Genomic DNA, 4,160 nt, shown 5'->3' with positions numbered 1-4,160 from the left:
AATAGGAGAAATTTTGAGTTTGATGAGACCCATTAGTTAAGATAATAATAATTATTATACAAGCTATTAGTTTTGGGTGATTTAGTTGTAGATTGGTTCGAATTTTAATTGAAAGGTTTGAAAAGATGAGTAAAAGTAATTTCAATAAGAAAATGATTGTTTCAGTCGTTGGAGCAGCATTATTGTCAATTGGTTTTGCTGGAGTAAGCGGCCAAGAAAATGCAATGAACGCAACAACTGTTAGCGCTAAGGCTGCTAAGAGTAAAGCAGTTGGTGTAAATTCTGCCATTTACAAGAAGATTGGTAAAAAGGCGGTTAAGACAAGCGCAATCGTTAGAGCCGGCAGTAGAGTCACTACTTATGGTAAAAAGACCATTAAGGGCATAACTTACTATGAAATTGGCAAAGGTCAATATATTAAGGCAGCTAATGTTGATGGTAAGCTCCGTACATTGGTAAGGAATACCTCACTTTATACTAGAAATGGTAAAGTTATTAAAGGTAGTAGAATGGTAAAGGGCAAGAAGGTTAGAATTTTTGGTAAAGCCATTACCATTCATGGTAAGAAGTTCTACGCTACAAAGCGCGGATATATTCCTACTAAGGCCTTTGTTGTTAAACAGGCTCCAATTAATAATTTTGTGTCAAATACCCCAATAATACCAACAACTCCACCAGTAAGTGGTGGAGCTGAGGCACCAAGTAATTCTACTAATAACACTTCTAATATTATTAATGGTGGTGGCGCAAGCAATGGTGGTAACATTAATCCACCGGCAGATGCTTTAAGGAATCAAAGGGCAGCAGCAGATAATGAAGTTGACTATACTGCTAATAATGCTCTAAATACGCTTGTTAATGTAAAAGAACCAAAAGAAGAAGTATCTAAAGCAGTCGATGCCGTAAATCATGCTTTAAGTGATGGTAAAACAGGGATTAGTAACGCGAAGACAAGCGGTGAAATAAATCAATTTAAAGACCAGGCTATTGCCAAAATAAAGAATATTGTAGATGATTTTACCCGCAAAGCAGCAGTTCAAAAAGTTAAAAATAAAGCTGATGATGCTCTAAATACGCTTGTTATTGCAATAGGAAAAGAAGAAGCAACTAAAGCAGTCGATGATGTAGATAAACTTTTAAGTCATGCTGAGAGAGAGATTAAGAATGCGAAGACAAACGATGAAATAGACAATATTGAAAAAGATGCAGAGACAGCAATCGCTGCAGTAAAGCAAGCAGCAACAAACGCTGACACTGTGATTAATAATGCAGATTTAACTTCTGAAGAAATAGCCCAGATTAAAGATCAGACACTTGAAAAAATAAAGAATATTGTAAATGGTTTTATCTAATATCTGGTAAACAAAAAATTACTGACGCAGAAGAATTAATAAAAGCTAGACAAGGTAGTAGAAATTAATGATTTAGCACAAGGTGATAGTGTAAAAAAGATATTGTTATACAGAGTGGGAACACAATTATATACAAAATTAATTGTGCCAATACTATTAAAAATTTGAATACCATATTATCTGATGGAAAAGTTGAAATTAATGCATACTTACCAAAAGCAACTCAGGTAGCTGTTTTATGTCTAACGTATTTGGTATTTTTAGAAACTAGTTTTCTTTATAAAATTTAGTGAAGTAAAGTATTTGGTTTTATATCAATATAGTTTATGGATGCTAATATAAATTTTAAAACGTCAAGCTTACAAAGCGTGACGTTTTTTATTAGTGTTTTTGGGGTAGTCCAACAATTTTTCACACAATCTGTTTGATTTTTAAATAACATTCGTTAAATAAAAAACTTAAGGCTAATATTGAAAAGGATACTAACGCTGTTGATAATGCGCAAAACTATGCTGATATTATTAAAGCTCAAAATGAAGCTATTACTGTCTGCCAATTTGCGCAAGTTAAAGCAGAGAAAATAATATCAATTATCCATGACATTAATACTAAAATTGCTCGACTAACAAATGCTTCAGGATTTTTGGACGAAGCAAGTCTGCAAATTGCAAGAGCAACAAATATAAAAGAAATTGAGGATAATAATAACAATTACTATCGTAAAATTGGTAATCTTTTGAATAAGATTGATATAGCCTCTCTAAAGAGAGCTGCTAGTCAGATAGTTCAAGAAGCATATAATGATGCTGATATAGACGATTCTAAACTTAATGCGGTCGTTAAAAATATTAATAATGCTCAAACAACCGAAGACATCATTACTATTGTCCAAAATGCACTTCATGTCGTAAACAAGTAACAAAATAATAAACAATAAAAGCAAGCAGACATAAATAAATTTCCTAAGTAAAATTAGGAAATCTATTTATGTTCTTTTTGTGCTTAAAATAATAGTTGAATTAAACTTGCCCTAAAAATAATTCAATCTGGGTTAGAGTTAAATATTTTACCACGTCAGGCAAATTCCATAAATTTCTAAATGACTAGCCGAAGTTATAAAGCCTGTTTGCTTTTCAATTTTTTGGTGCATTTTGTTTTCAATTTTGGCAGAATTAGAGTAGAAGAGGTTAGTAATTTGCTCACATTTAGTACGAATAACGTGAAAGTGTGGTCTTATAAAATAGTCGTAGTGAATCGCTTCGTCACCGTTTTTGATTTCGATCACAATTTTGGCAGTTAACCAGTTTATTTAAAATATTGTAGACTTGTTGCTGGGTGAATAGCGTTACTAGTAGATCTTAACAAGTCAAATGTTGAATTAATTATGATCATTAAATAATTAGAAAATCTTTATTCTCGGCTTAGTTACTTTTAAGTGATGACAATGTAATAAATCAGTTGCCGCTTTTAAAGAATCCACTGTCAGTTTCATCTTCTTATCTTTATTATAAGTTTAGTATTGCAACAAAAAAACCGCCTAATAGGCGGTTTAAAGTTAGATTGACTTAATTATTAGCTTTAGCTTCTTGATAATTCCAAATAGCTGGTAAAATTAAACCAAGTAGGAATAAAACAATTGGGGTAGCAATATTCAAGCCTAAAGTTAGTGGATCAGTTGAGTAAATACCAAGTAAACAACAAATTAGGTTGATGGCAAAAGCCCAACCTCCAGCAACAAAGGCTAACCATTGATGCTTAGTCATTTGATAGTTGCCTGGGGTGTGGAACTTATCAACTTGTTTACGCAAAGCAATATAGGCAACAAAGACCTAAAGATAACGCATTGGCATCACAATTGAATTGAGTTTAATAAGTTGAGCCATAACTGCTTGGGCATTAGGTAATAATGCTTGGAAAACAATTGACCCACCTGACAGGATCACAATTATCCAAATGCCGTTGATACAACCGCTATTGTTAAAGTTACCATTAGAAAAAGTGCTACTGAGTGAATTGCCGATCCTAATGAAGTAAATTCGTTCCCTGCTCAAAAAGGAACTAGCGATTATCAGGCTTGGAAGACGCACTACGGTTCTTCTATTAACTACATTAATCCAAATGAATATAGCCCAGAAACCACCCAATTGAGTAACTTCAATTATTTAATTTTAATTCTGGAAAGAAATTGTGACTAGCTTAAAAAATAGGCGTTAAAAAATTTATAAAAGACAAAATTTATAACAATCATTTATTAATTGTTAAATTATAAAAAGTAGAAAAATCGTCAAACTATTAACATGAACCAAATTTAAATTATCTCAAATCTTATAAAATATAATTCTTAATATTATCTCTTTAATGTAATATATTGCTTTTTTTTTTTTTTTTTTATTTTACTATATATTGTCTTTAAATACTCAACGAATAGTCATAACATAAAGATAACGCTTTACACTGTACTTTTAAGCTTACATATTAGCAATTAGTACAAATTGATTTTGATATTACGGTTAAATTCTTATTTGGTGTTAATTAATCGAGATCAAAATTAAAAGGCGTGGGAATGCTGTGTATTCACTGCTACTGGTCATTTGTCTAATAATAACAGTGCTTGAAAAACTAAGGTGGTAAAAGGCAATAAATAGGAGAAATTTTGAGTTTGATGAGACCCATTAGTTAAGATAATAATAATTATTATACAAGCTATTAGTTTTGGGTGATTTAGTTGTAGATTGGTTCGAATTTTAATTGAAAGGTTTGAAAAGATGAGTAAAAGTAATTTCAATAAGAAAATGATTGTTTCAGTCG

General features: G+C 31.5%; 5 protein-coding genes. 2 read left to right on the top strand and 3 right to left on the bottom strand.

Going from position 1 to position 4,160, the window contains the following annotated elements:
* The first annotated feature begins 125 nt into the window (after positions 1 to 125).
* Positions 126 to 1,352: an SLAP domain-containing protein gene (locus ACYIAQ_RS08735; protein ID WP_483562315.1), complete on the top strand. Its 1,227-nt coding sequence runs from the start codon at positions 126 to 128 to the stop codon at positions 1,350 to 1,352.
* Positions 1,353 to 1,995: 643 nt separating this feature from the next.
* Positions 1,996 to 2,271: a hypothetical protein gene (locus ACYIAQ_RS08730; protein ID WP_483562316.1), complete on the top strand. Its 276-nt coding sequence runs from the start codon at positions 1,996 to 1,998 to the stop codon at positions 2,269 to 2,271.
* A 147-nt stretch (positions 2,272 to 2,418) separates the two neighbouring features.
* Here ACYIAQ_RS08730 and ACYIAQ_RS08725 read toward each other — a convergent pair whose 3' ends face one another.
* The 3 genes from ACYIAQ_RS08725 to ACYIAQ_RS08715 form a co-directional block, all read right to left on the bottom strand.
* On the bottom strand, positions 2,419 to 2,637 hold the full coding sequence (locus tag ACYIAQ_RS08725; protein ID WP_483564033.1) for a hypothetical protein: 219 nt from the start codon (positions 2,635 to 2,637) through the stop codon (positions 2,419 to 2,421).
* A gap of 280 nt (positions 2,638 to 2,917) precedes the next feature.
* Positions 2,918 to 3,160, bottom strand: coding sequence for a hypothetical protein (locus ACYIAQ_RS08720; protein WP_483564034.1), 243 nt, complete (start codon positions 3,158 to 3,160; stop codon positions 2,918 to 2,920).
* 21 nt (positions 3,161 to 3,181) lie between these two features.
* Positions 3,182 to 3,439, bottom strand: a complete 258-nt coding sequence (locus tag ACYIAQ_RS08715) for a hypothetical protein (protein WP_483562318.1) — start codon at positions 3,437 to 3,439, stop codon at positions 3,182 to 3,184.
* Between the last annotated feature and the right edge of the window lie 721 nt (positions 3,440 to 4,160).

The organism is Lactobacillus sp. X-49 (genome assembly GCF_057063645.1).
Note: the sequence above shows the minus strand (reverse complement) of the source record. Positions and strands in the feature narration are given on the sequence as shown.

Coding starts and splice junctions, on each gene's coding strand:
- ACYIAQ_RS08735 (WP_483562315.1), top strand. CDS start 126: ATGAGTAAAAGTAATTTCAATAAGAAAATGATTGTTTCAGTCGTTGGA.